Raw genomic sequence first — 17,379 nt, 5'->3', positions numbered from 1 at the left:
GATCACGATGTCCTTAGAGCCGGACAGCGGGATTTCGGTCTGTCTCCTTGTCCGTTCGCGTACAGTTTGGTGTCACGTGTCAGGGTGCTGAAAATCAGGGAAAGAACAAGACGTGGGTCAATTTGCAGACGATACGAACCGGATACACAAACTGCTGTCTGACGTTTTGAAACCAACTCCGTTTCAGCGAAGCCAGTACCTTTCCGATCTTCATCAGGCAGACATCTGGCTCAAGCGGGAAGACCTGACTCCCGTGCGCAGCTACAAGGTTCGCGGCGCCTATGCCTTCATCCGCGAAGCCCTGGAGAGCGAACCGGACCGGTCCCTGTTTGTATGCTCGTCTGCTGGCAATCACGCGCAGGGGTTTGCTTTTGCATGTCGTCACTTCGGCAAACGGGGGGTGGTCTTCATGCCCTTGACGACACCGCAGCAGAAAATTCTGAAGACAAGATCCTTCGGTGCTCCGCTGGTCGAGATCCAGCTGCTCGGAGACGGCTTCGACGCTGCGAACAATGCAGCCATCGACTATTGCGCGTCTCACAACGGGTTGATGGTGCCGCCGTTTGATCATCCGACAATCATTCGCGGTCAGGCGACCGTGGCAAAGGAAATTCTTGAACAAAGCCCGGACGGATACACCTGGGACCGCCTGATAATGCCGGTGGGCGGCGGTGGACTCGCGGCTGGTGTTACGAAATACTTTGAAGAGACCGGTATGAATGCCGAATTCACTCTCGTCGAACCTGACATGGCGCCCAGCCTTCACGAAAGTCTGCTGGCCGGTGAACGTGTCCGTCTGGAAAGGGTTGATAACTTCGTCGACGGGGCGGCCGTCGCCCAGATCGGCCGGGAGAATTTCAAACAGCTGTCCCGGCTCTCCCCGGAACAGGTGGTGCTGGCGCCGACGGACGGCGTCTGCGCGACCATGATCGACATGCTCAATATCGAAGGGGTCGTTCTGGAACCGGCCGGAGCGCTGGCCGTCGATGCCTTGAACAGGCTGCCGGAGGACCGGGTCAGGGGCAAGAAAATCGTCTGTGTCATTTCGGGTGGCAATTTCGACTTTGAGCGGCTTCCGGAAGTGAAGGAACGGGCGCTGAAATTTACCGGCCTGAAGAAATATTATGTGATTCAGCTGCCTCAGCGGCCGGGTGCCCTGAAGGACTTCCTGTCTTTGCTTGGTCCGGAAGACGATATCGCGCGTTTTGAATATCTGAAAAAGTCAGCCCGCAATTTCGGATCCGTGCTTTTGGGCATCGAAACGAAACGGCCGGAGAACTTTCAGGCATTGCACGAGAGTTTCGACCGTTCCGACGTTCGCTGGGAGGACATAACCTTCAACGAGGCGATCGCGAACTTCGTGATCTGATTGTCCAGTACCACGTTGATCAATCGTCAGGTTTTCAGGCTTCGGGGGGTGACAAGGTTCACCATAAGCCGGAAAGCGCCGGGCACAAGTTTCTCCATCTGGTGATGGAGGATGAGCGAACAGTGAACATGCCGGCCTTTGCCGATTTCTGCCGCCAGAAGCGAGCCCCTGTGAGGCGCTTCTCCTGGATCGGCCATTTCCAGCAAGGGGACGTAGGCGGCATCCCAGCTTTTCGCAAAATAGAGCCCTCGTTCCTTGTGCCAGCCAGCCCAGTCATCCTTTTCAATGACATTGGGTGTATTCAAAAGAGGGTGGTCGGGCTCCAGGACTTTCACTTCGGCGTTCTGGTCGGTCACCCGCCAGCGCAGCGAAGGCTGACCGATTTCCAGACGGGCCGGCGGTGTCGTATCTGGAAGCCAGTTGTCCCAGGGCCGATGGTAGAGGGTCACCAGCGTGCCGCCGCCCAATATCCAGCGATGCAGCAGAGGCAAAGCCGCGAACAGGTCCCTTCGTGTCTTCATCGCAAAGATTCCGATGACGATCGTATCGAAACGTGCGAGCGCGGTTTCGCTTTCAAGGTCACTGGCGGTAATCCCGGCGACATTCAGGCCCAAGCGCCTCAGCCAGTCATCCACCCTGTCGTTGCCGCCGCCTATATAGCCGATACGGGCTGCCGTCGTACCTGCGTTGACAACCCTGACGGAGACTTCCGACGGCAGGCAAAGGGCGCGGGACGGAAGATCGTCACGTGTGACGGGCTGAACGCTTTGGCCCGGTCTCGCGTCCAGAAACAATTTGGCCTTGAAGAGTCCCGCCTCGACGAATTCCGGAGCGGCAATCTCGAAACCCTGATCCGTCCTGACAACCGACCACCGGTCCGGAACATCAAGAGAGACATTCGTGCCGACCGGTCTCAAGTCACTCAACCCGATTTGAAGTTCATTCCGCTGCGCAGCCACGTTCACCACAGTCGAGGCAGGGGACAGGGTCGCGCTTTTTTCCGGCAAGATAGAAGGCGCAATGTCAAATGGAACCAGGGTTTCACTGGAGACCCCGTGCGTCACAATTCCGACTTTCAGGCATGGTGCTACAGGTTCGTCCGGGAGATGTTGCGCCGGATACGGATCGCTCACGGGAGCTCCCAGGGTTCGGATCGATGCCAGATCGCCTTCCCAATGTTCGGGAAGGTTTATCGACACATCAAGTTTCTCCGCATTTCCCCGATCGATTTGTGTATGCACCGTTGCCTGATCGTTTGGACCGAGAACGTCCTTGCCGAGCCACGCATGGCACTCGACCTGGGCAGCAATTCGGATCAGTTTTGCGAGCTGGCCTTGCTTGCGCGCGACCTTGTGCCTTTGTCCGGGAGCAAGTGTTGCTGCGCCGAGGCGCAGTTCTGCAAGAGCGGTACTCGCGTGCTTGAGGATTGCAGTTGCATCCGGAAAGGCCGCAAGAGCCGCATCCATTTCGGATTGCGCGTTGGCAAGCGCCGGGCCGCCGTCCAAATCCGAAAGGGTGGATGCAAGGCCTGCCTCCAAAGAAACTGCACCGTCCGGGACATTGCAGATCTTCAGATGTAGCGGCCAATCATGCTCGCTGCCATGCGGGACCCACCGTCCCATGCCCTGGCTTTTGTGGAACGCACGGCTCTGTTCGCCCAACTGAAAGAACGATGCGCCCGTGGCAGGGTCGCGTCCCCGGCCGGACAGTTCGATGGTCGCCGGTGGCGGCGGCAGGTCGTCGTCATAGGACTGGCCTGCGCCTGACCAGGCGGGAAGATACATCTTGGCGACTTGCCATGGCGGCAGATCGCTGTGTTTGTAGCCAACGTCCGCTGCCAGCGCCATGGCCTCTTCGGCAGCCTGCGTCATGGCGCGATGGTGCCCGTGTTGTCCGGGCACGTCGAGAAACGTCGGGCAGATGATGTCAGGTCTCTCGGCGCGCAGGATGTCGACGAACCGTTTCAAGGTTCGTTCGTGCCCCCAGTTCCGCAACGTCTCGACGCCAGACTTGGAAAAACCGAAGTCGAAAATCGGATCGTCAGGGGTTTCCGACAACCAATAGAGACGGAGCCCGAGGGCTTCCGCGCCCTGTTCCATCTCCGCGGTGCGCAGAATTCCAAGCAGGGCTCCCGCCTCGCGGCCCATGACGTTCTGGCCGCCTTCCCCGCGCGTCGAACAGGCATAGGAGAGATCGAGTCCGCGGTCGAGACCGAGAGACGCCAGCATTTCCGAAGTTTCGTCATCCGGATGCGCACCCGTGTTCATGAATGAAACCACGGACTTCAACGGGACCAGCGCGCGCCAGAGCCGGGTGAGGAATGGAGTGTCCTTTTGCCGGGCAATCCGCTGCAGATCGGTCAATGGCATGGATTGGTCCTGAGGTTCATGAAACGGTTATCGGAGTGAAGGCGCTGTGAAGCACCAACGAAGCTGCTCCGAGTGTCGCGGTGAGCCGGCCGCAAGCGCCGCGTTGAAGCCGAGGCAACAAATTGTCATTGCGATTGGCAACAGAACCCGCCGGAAGCGGGCATTTCGAAATCAGATGATCGATAAGCTCGGGAGGCATCGCGCCACCCAGGATAATGGTTTGCGGGTCGAGGAGATTTTCCAGGGTCAGAACCGCATGTCCCAGGGCCTTGGCTGCCCGGTCCAACCAGTCGATCAGGCGCGGATCCCTTGCGCTGAAAAGCTCGGAAAGCTGATCAAGGTCCAGAGGTTCATCGCAACCGATGAAGGCCTGAATGGAATCGCGGCTCAAAAGGCTTTCCAGCGGGACGGGCCCGCCAGGTCCGTGAACGGGAATATGGCCGACTTCGCCCGCATTGCCGAAAGCTCCTGAAACGAGCCGTCCATCCTGAACAATTCCAAGACCGAGTCCACGACCGAAATAGATATAGGCATAACAACTTATGCCCTGTGCGAGGCCCGTCAGATTTTCCGAGAGTGCTGCGGCATTTGCGTCGTTGGACAGCTCGACCACACCGCCCAGGGTTTCCTTGAACAAGGGCAACGCATCGACATTCTCCCAACCCTGCAGGTCGGAGCTGCGTCCACTCAAACCGGTATCGCCGAACGGTCCCGGCATGACAATGCCCGTTCCCAGAATCGCGTTCATCGAAACGGATGAAGAAGCAAGCATGGCATCACGCAGCCGAAGCACGTGGGTGGAGACCGCTTCCGGAGTATTGTCCCTCAGGTTGGTACGTTCCGTTGCGATTCGGGTGCCGGAAAGATCAAGCAGCGCCGTGAATATCGCATCTGGCCGAATTTCAACGCCAAATGCGTAAGCCCCTTTTGGATTCAACCCGTATTGCACTGCAGGAAGTCCGCGTCCAGAGACACGGGCGCCCTTTTCTTCAATCAGACCGTCAGCAAGCAACTCCGCGATGATATTGGATGCCGCCTGGGTGGTCAGTCCCAACGAACGTCCGATTTCCGCCCGGCCCATCGTGCCTGCGGCCTGTAGGCTCCCCAGCACCGCCTGCCGATTGCGGTTCCGGCTGCGCAGTGGATTTGAACCTCGAATCTGAGTGTCGATCTTCATAATTGTTCTATTAACTCAAGATAATTGACAATTCAATTTATTTGACTTAATCAATTTTGAAACAGGCGGCAAAGACCGTTCTTCCAGAAACAAATGTGCACGATACCAGACGGGAGCATCAGCAATGTCCAGATACATGAAGCGTATGGCGTTGAGTGGGTTAACCGCTCTGGCGACCCTCTTCGGCAGTTCCGCAATGGCTGTCGAGATCGAATACTGGCAGTATTTCTTCGACGCTCGGGTCGACGCCATGGAGCAGCTGATCGAAAAATTCGAGGAAGCCAATCCCGACATTACCGTGAAGATGACGCATTTCCCCTATGCGGATTATCGCACGAAGGTTGCAGCCGCGATCCCTGCGGGAGAAGGTCCGGATGTGGTCCAGCTTTTCTACGGCTGGCTGAATGACTACATCGAGGCCGGCCTGATTCAGCCGTTGCCGAAAGACGCTTTCGACCCGGCGGTGATTGACGCGGAATTCTTCCCGATGGTCCAGGCGATGAAGCGCGATGGATCTTACTACGCGCTGCCCACCGCGGTTCGCTCGCTTGCCCTGTTCTATAACACGCGTCTGTTCGAAGAAGCCGGCATTGAAAACCCGCCCGCCACCCTCGACGAACTAGTGGAAACGGCGAAGAAGCTTGCCAAGGTCGACGGCGCAGGGAACCTCACCCAGGTCGGTATCACCACCGGCATGACCGCCCAGGACCATCACTGGTGGCGTGAAGTTCTGGTGCGCCAGTTCGGAGGCGACCCTTATTCGGACGACTACAAGACCGTGAACTACACCGGAGACGCAGGTCTTGATGCCTTGAATTTTTATGTGGGCCTGGAAAAGGACCACAAGGTCACACAGTCTGGCTTCATGGACGAGCCGCAAGCCGCATTCAAGGGCGGGCGCGCCGGAATGCATATCGACGGCTCATTCCGGATCGGATCGCTCAACAAGGTGCGTGGTCTGAAATGGGGCGTTGCTGAACTGCCCGCGGGACCAGACGGCACCAAGTCCAATTACTCTTCCTACTGGGTCAACGGTATCACGACCAAGGCGGAGGGCGAAAAATATGACGCAGCCGTCAAGTTCCTGCAGTACCTGACGTCCGATGAAGCAATGCAGCTGTGGCTGGACGTGGTCGGAGAACTGCCTGCCAAACCGTCTGTCGGCCTGATTGAAGAGAATGCGAATGATCCGACATTCGGTCCCTTCATCAAGGGGCTTGAATACGCCAACACGACCAAGTTTGCCAACGAGTCGGCTCAGCGTCAGGCCATGGTGGACATGGTTGCCCGTATCGATATCGAAGGACAGGATCCTGCGGAGAGCCTGGCTGCGGCCGCCGCCGAGGAGCAGAAGGTCCTCGACGAATACTACAAGAAGTGACGGCTTAAGCGAGGGAGCTGCCGCCATGCGGCAACTCCTCCGGCGGGAATGGCGCGGTACAAATGTCTGCCTATAAAAGACTCTCTATCAGGCAAAAGCAGATTGTCTGGGCGTGGCTGTTCCTGGCCATTCCGACCTTGTTTTACGGCCTGATCCGGTTCTATCCGACCGGAACCGCGTTTGTGATTTCGTTCCAGGACTGGAATCTCCTCGGCGAGCGTACTTGGACGGGGCTTTCAAATTATCAGAAGCTCTGGAACGATCCCGTGTTCTGGAAGGTGTTCAGAAATACCTTCGCCTACCTGATCCTTGGAACACCTGTCTCGCTCGTCATCAGTTTCGTCATTGCATATCACCTGGACAAAACCAGGTTCATGCACGGTTTTCTCCGGATGCTCTATTTTCTGCCGTTCATGACCTCGGCTGTCGCCATGGCCTGGGTCTGGCGGTGGTTCTACCAACCCGTTCCAATCGGCCTCTTCAACAATTTCCTGGCTTCAGCGGGAATACCCCAGATCGCATTCCTGAACTCGACAACAAATGCATTGCCTGCGGTTCTTGCGCCCGCAGTCTGGGCGGGGCTTGGTTTTCAGGTGATTATTTTCATGGCCGGACTGCGCGCCATTCCGGGGAGCTACTATGAAGCTGCAAAGATTGACGGCGTCGGCTGGTGGACAGTTCTGACACGGATCACATTGCCGTTGCTCAAGCCGACCATCGTCTTCATCGTGGTTTTTTCTTCGATCGGTTTTCTGCGCATCTTCGATCATGTTTTCAACATGACGACCAACAATCCGGGAGGGCCGCTGAATGCGACCAAGCCGCTGGTGCTGATGATTTATGAAACGGCGTTCAGCAGCTTCGATATGGGTTACGCGGCCGCGCAGACCGTTGTCCTGTTTCTGATCCTGCTGCTGGTCAGCCTGTTGCAGCTTTGGATCCTGAAGGGGGACAATTCTTGACCGCTGTCTCCGACACAAGCGAGCTGCCGTCGGTGAAGGCCGAAACCGTGTTGTCGGCCCGCTCGCGCAAGCCGGCAAATCTGGGCCAGATCCTGCGCTGGCTGCTGCTGTTCCTGGGCGGCCTGCTCATGATCGCTCCGATCACCTACATGATTTCCACGTCGCTGAAATGGCCTCACGAAATCTACAACGTCAATCTCATTCCCGAAGAGCCGACAATCGAGAACTACACCTATGTGCTCGAGGACGGCCGGTTTTATCTCTGGTTTATCAATTCGATCATCATCGCGGTGATCACGACGGTGTCGAACCTGTTTTTCGACAGTCTCGTAGGCTACACGCTTTGCAAGTTCCGCTTTCCGGGCCGGTACATCGTGTTCATCGCCATTCTGTCGACATTGATGATCCCGACGGAAATGCTTGTGATCCCGTGGTACATGATGAGCCAGTCGTTCGGCTGGCTCGACAGTTACTGGGGAATCATGTTCCCGGGTTTGATGACCGCATTCGGTACGTTTCTCATGAAGCAGTTTTTTGAAAGCGTCCCGGATGATTTCCTGGAAGCTGCAAGGATCGATGGTCTGAACGAGTTTCAGATATGGTGGAAAATCGCCATGCCGCTGGTGAAGCCTGCCCTGGCAGCGCTTGCGATCTTCGTTTTCCTTGGAAACTGGACTGCCTTCCTCTGGCCGCTGATCGTGACCAATTCGGTTGAAATGTACACCGTGCCGGTCGGGCTGTCCGGATTTGGCGATGAAGTGGACGTCGCCTGGGAGCTGATCATGACAGGTGCTGCGATTTCCACGCTGCCTACGCTCGTGGTCTTTCTGATCTTTCAAAGGTTCATTATTCGCGGAGTTGTCATGGCGGGGCTCAAGGGATGACCGGACCCATCAAGGACGCCACCGAGTTTCCCGACCCGGTTTATCGGCAGACCGTCCTGTCGGAGTTGTTCGAAGGCGTAAAAGAGCACTATGCCGGCCACATGAAGGCGATCAATCAGGCCCATCTGATCATGCTGACGGAAACGGGCATATTGAGTGCGGTCCAGGGGCCGCAGATCGCGCAGGCCCTCGATGAAATCGACAGGGAGACCGACGTAAAAGCCCTGTCCTATACCGGTGAGCACGAAGACTATTTCTTTTTCGTCGAAGCCCAGTTGCGCGGTAAGCTCGGCGATCTTGGCGGCATGTTGCACACCGCGCGTTCGCGCAACGACATGGATCACACGCTGTTCAAGCTCGCGCTCAGATCCCGTCTGGCATCGCTCTGGCAAGATGTGTCCGGCCTGGCAAATGCGCTGATCGGGAAGGCACGCCAGGAACGGGACACCGTCATTGTCGCCTATACGCACGGCCAGCCCGCCCAGCCAACCACGTTCGGGCACTATCTGTGCGCGGCCCTTGAAGTGCTGCTGAGAGACCTTGAGCGTCTGAACCTGGCAGCGGAACAACTCGATCATTGCCCCATGGGCGCCGCCGCGATTACCACAACAGGATTTCCGATCGACCGGGAGCGTGTTTCGTCGCTACTCGGGTTTTCCGAACCGCTCCTGAATTCCTATGGCTGCATTGCCTCGGTAGACTATGTCACCGGTCTCTATTCGGCACTGAAACTGATCTTCATCCATCTCGGTCGTCTGATCCAGGATCTTGCCTTCTGGTCATCGTTCGAGGTTGGCCAGCTTTACGTGCCGAACAAGTTTGTGCAGATCAGTTCGATCATGCCGCAAAAACGCAATCCGGTCCCGATTGAACACATGCGGTTGCTGGCGTCCCTGAGCGCAGGGCGCTGCGACACAATCGTCAACACAATGCACAACACGCCATTCACCGACATGAATGACAGCGAAGGCGAGGTGCAACGGTCGGGCTATGAAGCCTTTGCGTCGGGAGAACGGATGCTGCGATTGCTGGCGGAGTTTGTCTCTTCATGCCAGATCGACCCGCAACGGGTTCGAGCCAATGCGGATGCCGCCTGCGTCACCGTCACTGAATTGGCCGACACGCTTGTCAGGGATGAAGACTTGAGTTTCAGGCAGGCACACGAGATTGCCGCCGCGACCTCAAGGTCCGTTCTGTCTGACGGCCAGGCGTTGTCGGAGGGATATCAGGCGTTTCAGGGCGCGTTCCGGAATGAGACCGGACGCATGCCTGCCATTACCGGGGAAGCGTTCCAGAAAGCTGTCACGCTCGAAGGCTTTATCTCGTGTCGCAGCAGACCGGGAGGGCCGGCACCGGAGGCACTTGACCGCGCGCTGCAGATCTATCGCGAACAACTGACCGACCTGGAACAACAACAATCGACGCGGCAGAAACGCCATGAGGAGGCCGGGCGGACTCTTCACCAGGCGTTTGGTGACCTGCTGGGGATTTGAGGCAATGGCGAAACTGTCTTTGAAAAAGCTGACCAAATCCTATGGCAAGGTCGAGGTTCTGCACGGGATCGATCTCGATGTCGACGACGGCGAATTCGTCGTTTTCGTGGGTCCCTCGGGATGCGGGAAATCCACCAGTCTCCGGATGATCGCCGGACTGGAAGAAATCACGTCCGGCGAAATCTGGATCGGAGACCGCAAGGTCAACGACCTTGAGCCCAAGGACCGCGACATTGCCATGGTGTTCCAGAACTACGCCATTTATCCGCACATGTCCGTTCGCAAGAACATTGCCTTCGGCTTGTGGAACGCGCCATTGAGCAAGGCGGAAAAGGCAGCCAGGATCGAAGAAGTTGCCCGTATCCTCGATATGTCCGAGCTCCTGGAACGCAAGCCGTCACAACTTTCCGGAGGGCAGCGTCAAAGGGTTGCGATCGGCCGGGCCATGGTCCGCAATCCCGCGGTGTTCTTGTTTGATGAACCCCTGTCCAATCTCGATGCACAGTTGCGCACCCAGATGCGTCTTGAAATCAAGAAACTTCACCAGCAGGTCGGGAATACGATCATCTTCGTAACCCACGATCAGGTCGAGGCAATGACCCTTGCCGACCGGATCGTGATCATGAAGGACGGCCATATTCAGCAGGTCGGGACGCCGGAAGACGTGTTTCACGCGCCAGCCAATACCTTTGTCGCGCAGTTCATCGGCGCACCGTCCATGAACATGCTGAAGGTCACCGGAGCCGGCGATGAAATCTCGCTCTCAAGTGGCGTCAAAATGCAGCCGGGACGGCAGACACAAACCGGCCGGCCTCTGCTGTTGGGTGTGCGTCCGGACGATCTGTCGGTTGACGATCAAAACCCGATTGTGACCGGAAAGGTTGTGGTGCGGGAGCCGCTCGGATCGGAAACTCTTATCTACGTCAGTGGCCCGCAAGGCGAGATTGTCGCCAAGGTTCCCGGCAAGAGCGGGGTTAAGGTTGGCGATGAAGTCAAGCTTGGGGCAACCCCGGAAGCGCTTCATTTCTTCGACACTGAAACCGGGGACGCGCTGGTCTGATGCCGAACACGGACACCTCGCCTCAAATTCTGTGCGTCGGACGGATCTACTGTGATCTGGTGTTTTCCGGCGTTTCCAGGATGCCCAGTCTCGGATCGGAGGTGTTTGCCGAAAACGTGACGTTGCATGCCGGTGGCGGTGCTTTCAACACGGCGTCGGCTTTTTCGGCGCTGGGCCGAAGGACTGCTTTATGCGGTGTTTTGCCTGCTGCTCCCTTCCAGGATCAGATCTTGCAGGAAGGCAGGTCGATGGATCTGGACCTGTCGTTGTGTGTGCCGGCCGGCGTTGATGCCTCACCACAGATCACGGTTGCCATCGCGTTGCAGGGCGACCGGTCGTTCCTGAGCCAGAAATCGGGCGACGCATTCCCTTGTCCGGATTTGTCCGCACCGGTCTGCCGGTCTGTAAAGCACCTTCATATCGGGGAGTTGAACAGCCTTTGCGAAACACCAGAGATACTCGATCTTGCACGTCAGGCAGGATGGACGGTTTCGCTTGATTGCAGCTGGGACGACGCCTTGCTGCGTCAGGGCCGGAAAATTTCCGAGCTGATCCGAACCGTTGATGTGTTCCTGCCCAACCAGCAGGAATTCGAGGCGCTGGAGGCGTCTGGCCTGACGCCGGAAAGTGGTCCGCTCATTGTTGTAAAGCAGGGTGCTGCGGGTGCCGCTGCCTACCAGGGGCAAAGGCGAGTTCATGTGGCAGCCCAAGAGGTCGAAGTGGTTGACGCAACCGGGGCGGGGGACGCGTTCAATGGCGGTTTCCTGTCAGCCTGGCTGGCAAATGAAAAGCTTGCTTCCTGTCTTGAAAACGGAAACCGGTATGGGGCCCTGGCGGTTCAATCGTCTGGTGGTGCCGGCTGGACAAGAGAAAACGGGTTTGTGCCATAGACCCTGCAAGTCATGCCGGATGCTTTTCCGTCGGGAACAGTAGCCTGGCACATCATGTTTGCGAGGCGTTACCCTGGATTGGATTGGGTTCTTTTCCGGTGTGCCGGGTGGAGTGTTCAGCGCGGGCCGCGCGTGTTGACCCCGATTGGAACCTGCACGGTATGGCGACACCAAAAAAATATTGCATACCATTGTATACTGAAATATGAGTGCCCCAAGCAAGCTTGTTCCGGCGCGCCAGAAAATTCAGCGAACCGGTGTTCAAGCTCCCACTACCATCAACGCGCCGGGATAATCATGAGTTTGTATGCCGACTATCTGAATGAGATCGATACCCGAAAGACCGAGGGTTTGAATCCCAAGCCTATTGAAGACGGCGCGCTGGTAAAAGAGATCGTATCGCAAATCAAGGATCTCGGTAACGAACACAGGGAAGACTCCCTTAAGTTCTTTATTTACAATACATTACCTGGAACAACGAGTGCCGCGGGCGAGAAGGCCAAGTTCTTGAAAGAGATCGTTCTCGGCAGTTCGGTCGTGGAAGAAATTCCGCCACGCTTTGCCTTTGAACTGCTGTCTCACATGAAAGGCGGTCCCTCGGTCGAGGTGCTTCTCGATCTGGCTCTTGGCGACAATCCCGCAATCGCAAGAGACGCAGCAGAAGTCCTCAAGACCCAGGTCTTTTTGTATGAGGTGGATACCGATCGGCTGAAGGCGGCCTATTCGGACGGGAACGAAATCGCCAGGGACATTCTTGAAAGTTACGCAAAAGCCGAATTTTTCACCAATCTTCCCGATATCGATGAAGAGATAAAGGTTGTGACCTACATCGCCGCAGAAGGCGATATTTCCACTGATTTGCTGTCTCCGGGAAACCAGGCGCACTCCCGTTCAGACCGGGAACTACATGGCAAGTGTCTGATCTCGCCCGAAGCGCAGGCCGAAATCCGCGCGTTGCAGGAACAACATCCCGACAAGGTTGTGATGCTGATCGCCGAGAAGGGCACAATGGGTGTCGGCTCGTCGCGGATGTCCGGGGTCAACAATGTTGCCTTGTGGACCGGCAAGCAGGCCAGCCCCTATGTGCCATTTGTGAATTTTGCTCCGATTGTTGCCGGAACCAACGGGATTTCACCCATCTTTCTCACCACTGTAGGTGTGACCGGGGGCATTGGGATTGACCTGAAGAACTGGGTCAAGAAACTGGACGAGGACGGCAACCCGATCCTGAACAATGATGGCAATCCCGTTCTTGAGCAGAAATACTCCGTCGAAACGGGAACCGTTCTGACCATCAACACAAAGGACAAGAAACTCTACAACGAAGCGGGTGACGAAGAGCTCGTTGAAGTGTCTTCCTCCTTTACGCCGCAGAAACTCGAGTTCATCAAGGCCGGGGGCTCCTATGCGATTGTCTTCGGCAAGAAGCTGCAGAGTGTTGCCTGTGAAACGCTCGGGATCGAACTGAAGTCCGCTTTTGCACCTTCAAAGGAAATTTCTCATGAAGGGCAGGGCCTCACCGCGGTTGAAAAGATCTTCAACAAAAACGCGGTCGGAGTGAAGGAAGGTACCGTTCTGCACGCCGGGTCAGATGTCCGGGTGAAGGTGAATATTGTCGGATCGCAGGACACGACCGGTCTGATGACCTCGCAGGAACTCGAAGCGATGGCGGCCACGGTCCTGTCACCGACGGTTGACGGTGCCTACCAGTCCGGCTGTCACACCGCATCGGTCTGGGATCTGAAGGCGCAGGCCAACACTCCCAAACTCATGTCGTTCATGCACAGGTTCGGTCTGATCACCGCGCGCGATCCGAAGGGCGTCTACCATTCCATGACAGATGTCATTCACAAGGTTCTGAATGACATCACGGTCGACGACTGGGCCATCATCATCGGCGGCGATTCGCACACACGGATGTCCAAAGGTGTTGCATTCGGAGCCGACTCGGGAACCGTTGCGCTCGCTCTGGCGACAGGGGAGGCGACAATGCCGGTTCCTGAGTCCGTGAAAGTGACCTTCAAGGGCAGCATGGCAGACCATATGGATTTCCGCGACGTGGTCCATGCAACACAGGCGCAGATGCTGAAGCAGTTCGGCGACAACGTCTTCCAGGGCCGGATTATCGAAGTCCACATTGGAACTCTGCTCGCAGATCAGGCGTTTACCTTCACGGACTGGACGGCAGAAATGAAGGCCAAGGCGTCCATCTGCATTTCAGAGCCCGAGGTGCTTATCGAGTCACTCGAGATCGCCAAGAGCCGCATCCAGATCATGATCGACAAGGGCATGGACAACGACAACCAGATGCTGCAAGGGTTGATCGACATCGCCGACAAGCGGATTGCGGAAATCAGGTCCGGGGACAAACCGGCGCTGGCTCCTGACACCAATGCCAGGTATTTCGCCGAAGTCGTTGTCGACCTGGATCAGATCGATGAACCGATGATCGCCGACCCTGACGTCAACAACGCGGATGTTTCCAAGCGGTACACACACGACACGATCAGGCCGATTTCCTACTACAGGGCGGAAAAGAAGGTCGACCTGGGCTTCGTCGGGTCCTGCATGGTTCACAAGGGCGACGTGAAAATCGTCGCGCAAATGCTCCGCAATCTGGAAAGCAGTCATGGCAGCGTCGAATTCAAGGCGCCGTTGGTCGTTGCAGCACCAACTTACAACATCATCGATGAGCTGAAGGAAGAGGGCGATTGGGCCGTTCTGCAGAAATATTCCGGCTTCGAATTCGATGATTCGTCACCCAAACACGTTGCCCGGACTGAATATGAGAACGTTCTTTATCTTGAACGCCCGGGATGCAACCTGTGCATGGGCAATCAGGAAAAGGCAGCAAAAGGCGACACCGTTCTGGCGACTTCTACACGCCTGTTCAAGGGACGTGTCGTTGAAGATGCAAGCGACAAGAAGGGCGAATCCCTGCTGGCATCAACGCCGGTCGTTGTCCTGTCGGCCATTCTCGGCAGAACACCGACGGTTGAAGAGTACAAGACTGCCGTTGAGGGGATCGATCTGACCAAGTTCGCTCCGCCGCTGCAAAAACCGGCAGCTACCCGATCGGCTCACTTTTAAGGGTCACGAATCCCGGATCAGCCGGGCCGTCAGTGTGTTGTCTGTCCTTGCGACAATTGCAGGCAGTTCGACACACTGACGGCCCGACGACGTTCTGGAGCTCAGGTGCGGAACTCCTTTCAACCGGGAAAAAGAAGGGCATGGAGACACGCCACGTCAACAGCCATGTGTTCACAATAGACAATCCTGACTGGCCGGGCAGCAATAGCCGGTTGAAGGATCCTGAAAGGTCGTACATGACAACCGCGAATTGCCGCTGAAAACGATCGGTGCTAATTAGCTTCGGCCAAAGTGGAATTACCAGGTCATGAACACACACAACGATCAAGTCATTGACTTCATCAGATCGCAATTCGCATCGAGTTCAGCTTCGACATCGAAATACGAAGGTCTTTGCAATGCAATAAAAATTGCGATTGAGGAGGATATCCTGCTGCCCGGATCAACCCTTCCGGGAGAGCGGAAACTGGCTGACCTGCTCGATATCTCCCGCATCACCGTTCGCAATGCCATCGATGAACTGGTTAGCGACGGGCAACTGGTGCGTCGCCACGGCGCAAGGACCAGTGTCTCCGAAAAGGTAAGGAAACAGATTTCAAATCTGGTTGGGTTTTCCGAAGACATTCGATCCCGCGGCATGACCCCTGGCGCCAGACTTTTGAGCGCGGAAAGTGTTGAGGCCAATGAGGCGGAACGCACAAGGCTCAAGCTGGGCCCCGGGGACCGGGTCATTCGCCTGCACCGGGTCAGGCTGGCAAATGACCGTCCCATCGCGCTCGAGCGAGCCGCCATTCCCCATTCGGTCGTCAAATCCCCAGATGCCATCGGTCCGTCCCTTTACGCGACGCTGGATGCGCTTGGAATGTCTCCTCAGCGCGGGTTTCAGAAAATAACCGCCAAGATTATGGACGAAGAGGAAGCAGAATTGCTGGAAACAAAGGTCGGCGCCCCGGCTCTTGTCATCGAGCGTTGCTGTGAAACTGCGTCCGGTATTCCCATTGAATACACGCTAACCTGTTACAACGCCGAGGCTTTTGACTTCTCAAACGAGCTTCAGCGTTAGAACAGGTTATGACCAGTTGACAACTGGACCTTAACTGGTATTATTTCCTTCCGGCTTTGGGGGGTGATTTGTGCTGGAAAACCTGAAGAACAATCTGATCGTTTCCTGCCAGCCTGTCGTCGGCGGACCCATGGATTCACCTGCGATCATCGCAGCCATGGCGAAAGCCTCGGTGGCTGGAGGAGCTGCCGGCGTGAGGGTAGAGGGCGTTGCAAATGTCGCGGCCGCCAGAGCAGCTGTCACGTGCCCGATCATTGGTATTGTCAAGGTGGCTCTTGAAACCAGCGCGGTTAAAATCACTCCTTTCGCACAGAATGTCGTCGATCTGATCTCTGCTGGAGCGGATATAGTTGCGGTCGATGCAACCGATCGCGATCGCCCGGAAACCATTGGTTCTGCAATCGAGATTACCAAGCAGCACGGTGGCCTGTTCATGGCCGACTGCTCGAACCTAAAAGACGGGGTCAATGCGCAAAGACTTGGTGCGGATATCCTGGGCACGACCATGTCCGGCTATACCGAACGCACAACGCCTGAAGAGCCGGACCTGGAGCTCGTAGGAGAGTTTTCCAGGCTTGGCACCTTTGTCATCGCCGAGGGCCGCTACAACACACCTGACCTTGCAGCAAGGGCCATCCGCTCCGGAGCCGACGCCGTGGTGGTCGGCTCGGCGATCACGCGGCTGGAAGTGGTGACGAGATGGTTCCGCGATGCAGTGGATGAAGTAGGTGTGAAACGATGACGGTCTCGCCTCAATCGCAGGAGCCGACCGTACTGGCCGCCGATATCGGCGGTACCAAGACACTTGTCGCGCTGGTTCGGGGCAGAGACATAATCGCTTCAAGGAAAATTCCGACGGAACGCTCGTCCACTCCCGATGTCTGGGTCGCATCTGTTCTGGAGATTGCTCAGGAATGGTCAGGCGCTTACAGGGCAGCTGCGATCACTGTTACCGGACAGGTTCACGCCGGACTCTGGAAAGGTGTCAATCACGATACGCTTCGCGTGAGTGAATTTGACCTGGCAGCAGCGATTTCGAAATTCGGCGTGCCATACGAAATTCTCAACGACGCCCAGGCAGCAGCCTGGGGCGAACACATCTACGGCTCCGTACCCGGGTCGGACCTTGTCTACCTGACGGTGTCGACCGGACTGGGCGGGGGCATTGTCGCCGGTGGAAAATTGCTGCGAGGTCATCGCGGACTGGCCGGTCATTTCGGACTTTTTTCTCCAGATCTGCTTTCCGGCGACAATAATCCTCAACCCTTTGAAAATGCCGCGACCGGGCCCTGGATCGCCCGTGCGGGCAGCGAGGCATCCAAAAATCCGCAAACCGCCAAATCGGTCTTCGAACAGGCACGCACGGGTGAGGAATGGGCTCGCCGGATTGTCGAAATGTCCGCAAGTCGGGTTGCGAGCCTTTGCAGGGACATCTCGTTTGCCATCGATCCGCCGATAATCGTCATCGGCGGCGGTGTCGGATTGGCCGATGGATATGTCGACAGCGTCAGGCGGCACTTTGCCGAACAAATGCCTGGCCAGAAACCAGAAATCCTAATTTCCGAATTGCAGGAGCATGCCGGGATTGTGGGTGTCGCCGCATTCGCGGCGCAAACTCATCTGAAAAATGGAGGTGAATAA

Annotated in this window: 13 protein-coding genes; 11 read left to right on the top strand and 2 right to left on the bottom strand. The window is 56.7% G+C overall.

Annotated elements, in window-relative coordinates:
- Window positions 1-112: 112 nt before the first annotated feature.
- The gene (ilvA, locus tag LA5095_RS06150; protein ID WP_055113097.1) at window positions 113-1,369 is read left to right on the top strand and encodes a threonine ammonia-lyase IlvA; all 1,257 of its coding nucleotides are present in this window, start codon (window positions 113-115) and stop codon (window positions 1,367-1,369) included.
- 26 nt (window positions 1,370-1,395) lie between these two features.
- Here ilvA and LA5095_RS06145 read toward each other — a convergent pair whose 3' ends face one another.
- Window positions 1,396-3,738, bottom strand: a complete 2,343-nt coding sequence (locus LA5095_RS06145) for a PIG-L family deacetylase (protein ID WP_055113095.1) — start codon at window positions 3,736-3,738, stop codon at window positions 1,396-1,398.
- Window positions 3,739-3,754: 16 nt separating this feature from the next.
- The gene (locus tag LA5095_RS06140) at window positions 3,755-4,915 is read right to left on the bottom strand and encodes an ROK family transcriptional regulator (protein ID WP_055113093.1); all 1,161 of its coding nucleotides are present in this window, start codon (window positions 4,913-4,915) and stop codon (window positions 3,755-3,757) included.
- Between the two features lie 124 nt (window positions 4,916-5,039).
- Between LA5095_RS06140 and LA5095_RS06135 the strand changes: the two genes are divergently transcribed.
- The 10 genes from LA5095_RS06135 to LA5095_RS33180 all read left to right on the top strand — a co-directional run bounded on the left by LA5095_RS06135 (window position 5,040) and on the right by LA5095_RS33180 (window position 17,379).
- Complete coding sequence (locus LA5095_RS06135; protein ID WP_055113090.1) at window positions 5,040-6,296, top strand: sugar ABC transporter substrate-binding protein; 1,257 nt, start codon at window positions 5,040-5,042, stop codon at window positions 6,294-6,296.
- A 62-nt stretch (window positions 6,297-6,358) separates the two neighbouring features.
- Window positions 6,359-7,258, top strand: coding sequence for a carbohydrate ABC transporter permease (locus LA5095_RS06130; protein WP_055113088.1), 900 nt, complete (start codon window positions 6,359-6,361; stop codon window positions 7,256-7,258).
- Window positions 7,259-7,290: 32 nt separating this feature from the next.
- Window positions 7,291-8,142: a carbohydrate ABC transporter permease gene (locus tag LA5095_RS06125; protein WP_199485826.1), complete on the top strand. Its 852-nt coding sequence runs from the start codon at window positions 7,291-7,293 to the stop codon at window positions 8,140-8,142.
- Window positions 8,139-9,635 (top strand): argininosuccinate lyase, encoded by a 1,497-nt coding sequence (gene argH, locus LA5095_RS06120; RefSeq protein WP_055113085.1) that lies wholly within the window; start codon window positions 8,139-8,141, stop codon window positions 9,633-9,635. The genes LA5095_RS06125 and argH overlap by 4 nt, the downstream gene beginning before the upstream one ends.
- Window positions 9,636-9,639: 4 nt before the next feature.
- Window positions 9,640-10,695, top strand: coding sequence for an ABC transporter ATP-binding protein (locus LA5095_RS06115; protein ID WP_055113083.1), 1,056 nt, complete (start codon window positions 9,640-9,642; stop codon window positions 10,693-10,695).
- Entirely contained in the window at window positions 10,695-11,585 is an 891-nt protein-coding gene (locus tag LA5095_RS06110; RefSeq protein ID WP_055113081.1) for a carbohydrate kinase family protein, read from the top strand. The genes LA5095_RS06115 and LA5095_RS06110 overlap by 1 nt, the downstream gene beginning before the upstream one ends.
- A gap of 297 nt (window positions 11,586-11,882) precedes the next feature.
- A complete protein-coding gene (locus tag LA5095_RS06105) occupies window positions 11,883-14,675 on the top strand; it encodes a bifunctional aconitate hydratase 2/2-methylisocitrate dehydratase (protein WP_055113079.1) in 2,793 nt (930 codons plus the stop codon).
- A gap of 307 nt (window positions 14,676-14,982) precedes the next feature.
- Complete coding sequence (locus tag LA5095_RS06100; protein WP_055113077.1) at window positions 14,983-15,738, top strand: GntR family transcriptional regulator; 756 nt, start codon at window positions 14,983-14,985, stop codon at window positions 15,736-15,738.
- Between the two features lie 70 nt (window positions 15,739-15,808).
- A complete protein-coding gene (locus LA5095_RS33185) occupies window positions 15,809-16,480 on the top strand; it encodes an N-acetylmannosamine-6-phosphate 2-epimerase (protein WP_055113075.1) in 672 nt (223 codons plus the stop codon).
- Window positions 16,477-17,379 carry an ROK family protein gene (locus LA5095_RS33180; protein WP_055113073.1) on the top strand — a complete coding sequence of 301 codons (903 nt, stop codon included), beginning with the start codon at window positions 16,477-16,479 and terminating at the stop codon, window positions 17,377-17,379. Before LA5095_RS33185 ends, LA5095_RS33180 begins: the two co-directional genes overlap by 4 nt.

Origin of the sequence: Roseibium album (genome assembly GCF_001404515.1) — a bacterium.
GTDB lineage: Bacteria > Pseudomonadota > Alphaproteobacteria > Rhizobiales > Stappiaceae > Roseibium > Roseibium album.
Note: the sequence above shows the minus strand (reverse complement) of the source record. Positions and strands in the feature narration are given on the sequence as shown.

Coding starts and splice junctions, on each gene's coding strand:
- LA5095_RS06145 (WP_055113095.1), bottom strand. CDS start 3,738: ATGCCATTGACCGATCTGCAGCGGATTGCCCGGCAAAAGGACACTCCA.
- LA5095_RS06140 (WP_055113093.1), bottom strand. CDS start 4,915: ATGAAGATCGACACTCAGATTCGAGGTTCAAATCCACTGCGCAGCCGG.
- LA5095_RS06135 (WP_055113090.1), top strand. CDS start 5,040: ATGTCCAGATACATGAAGCGTATGGCGTTGAGTGGGTTAACCGCTCTG.
- LA5095_RS06130 (WP_055113088.1), top strand. CDS start 6,359: ATGTCTGCCTATAAAAGACTCTCTATCAGGCAAAAGCAGATTGTCTGG.
- argH (WP_055113085.1), top strand. CDS start 8,139: ATGACCGGACCCATCAAGGACGCCACCGAGTTTCCCGACCCGGTTTAT.
- LA5095_RS06115 (WP_055113083.1), top strand. CDS start 9,640: ATGGCGAAACTGTCTTTGAAAAAGCTGACCAAATCCTATGGCAAGGTC.
- LA5095_RS06110 (WP_055113081.1), top strand. CDS start 10,695: ATGCCGAACACGGACACCTCGCCTCAAATTCTGTGCGTCGGACGGATC.
- LA5095_RS06105 (WP_055113079.1), top strand. CDS start 11,883: ATGAGTTTGTATGCCGACTATCTGAATGAGATCGATACCCGAAAGACC.
- LA5095_RS06100 (WP_055113077.1), top strand. CDS start 14,983: ATGAACACACACAACGATCAAGTCATTGACTTCATCAGATCGCAATTC.
- LA5095_RS33180 (WP_055113073.1), top strand. CDS start 16,477: ATGACGGTCTCGCCTCAATCGCAGGAGCCGACCGTACTGGCCGCCGAT.